Below are 1490 nucleotides of genomic sequence, written 5' to 3' on the forward strand. Positions count from 1 at the left end.
GTCTTCGCGGGCGAGGACGGCTTGCTGATCGGCGCCCGCCACGGCGCGCCGCTCGCCATCGGCTACGGCGAGGGCGAGACCTATCTCGGCTCCGACGCGCTGGCGCTCGCCCCCTTCACGGACGCGCTCACCTATCTGGAGGAGGGCGACTGGGCGATCCTGACGCGTGAGGGCGCCGAGATCCGCGACGCCGCCGGGACGGTGGTCGAGCGCCAGCGCCAGCGGATCGCCACCCAGGCCTACCGCATCGACAAGGGCAACCACCGCCACTTCATGGCCAAGGAGATCCACGAGCAGCCGGAGGTCGTCGGCCGCACGCTGAGCCACTACGTCGATCTGGCCAACGGCCGGGTGGCGCTCCCCGAGCCCCTGCCCTTCGACTTCGCCACGCTCTCGCGGCTCTCGATCACCGCCTGCGGCACCGCCTACTACGCGGGGCTGGTGGCCCGGTACTGGTTCGAGTCCCTGGCCCGGCTCCCCGTCGAGATCGACGTCGCCTCGGAGGCGCGCTACCGCGAGGCGCCGCTGGAGCGCGACGGGCTGACCCTGGTCATCTCGCAATCGGGCGAGACCGCCGACACGCTGGCCTCCCTGCGCTACGCCAAGGCGCAGGGGCAGCACACGCTCTGCGTCGTCAACGTGCCGACCTCGACCATCGCGCGCGAATCCTCCGCCGTGCTGCCGACGCTCGCCGGACCCGAGATCGGGGTGGCCTCCACCAAGGCCTTCTCGTGCCAGCTCACCGTGCTCCTGTGCCTCGCCATCCACGCCGGCCGCGCCCGGGGCGTGCTCTCGGCGGAGCGGGAGCGGGCGCTCATCGACGCGCTGATCACCGTGCCGGGCCTGATGGCCGAGGCGCTGACCCGCGAGGCCGAGATCGAGGTCCTGGCCCGCGAGGTGTCGAAGGCCCGCGACGTGCTCTATCTGGGGCGCGGCACCAGCTACCCGATGGCGCTGGAGGGCGCCCTGAAGCTCAAGGAAATCAGCTACATCCACGCGGAAGGTTACGCGGCGGGCGAACTCAAGCACGGGCCGATCGCGCTCATCGACGAGAGCGTGCCGGTGATCGTGATCGCGCCCCACGACGCGGTCTTCGAGAAGACGGTGTCGAACATGCAGGAGGTGGCCGCCCGGGGCGGGCGCATCGTGCTGATCGGCGACGCCAAGGGCGCGGCCGAGCACGGGCTCGACACGCTCGCCACCGTGACCATGCCGGCGCTCGACGCGACGGTGGCGCCGATCGTCTACGCGGTGCCGATCCAGCAGCTCGCCTACCACACGGCCGTCTTCATGGGGAAGGACGTGGACCAGCCCCGCAACCTCGCGAAGTCCGTCACCGTGGAGTGAGGTCCGGGGCGGTCCGAGAGCGGTGTCGAGTGCGGTGTCGAGTGCGGTGGTGACGATGTCGGCGGGCGACCGAGGCCCGTCGGCTCAAGGCTCGGCACGGAACCCCTCCGCCGCAGTCAAGCGCAACCTGCGGTGCGGCGGAG

The 1490-nt window shown here is 71.6% G+C and carries 1 protein-coding gene; it reads left to right on the forward strand.

The genetic code is table 11. From position 1 onward, the window contains the following. Positions 1 to 1347: glutamine--fructose-6-phosphate transaminase (isomerizing) (gene glmS, locus AX737_RS05835; RefSeq protein WP_066919764.1), on the forward strand; the 1347-nt coding region annotated here is incomplete at its 5' end. Between the last annotated feature and the right edge of the window lie 143 nt (positions 1348 to 1490).

The sequence above is a fragment of the Methylobacterium sp. CCH5-D2 genome (assembly GCF_001556475.1).
Taxonomy (GTDB): Bacteria; Pseudomonadota; Alphaproteobacteria; order Rhizobiales; family Beijerinckiaceae; genus Methylobacterium; species Methylobacterium hispanicum.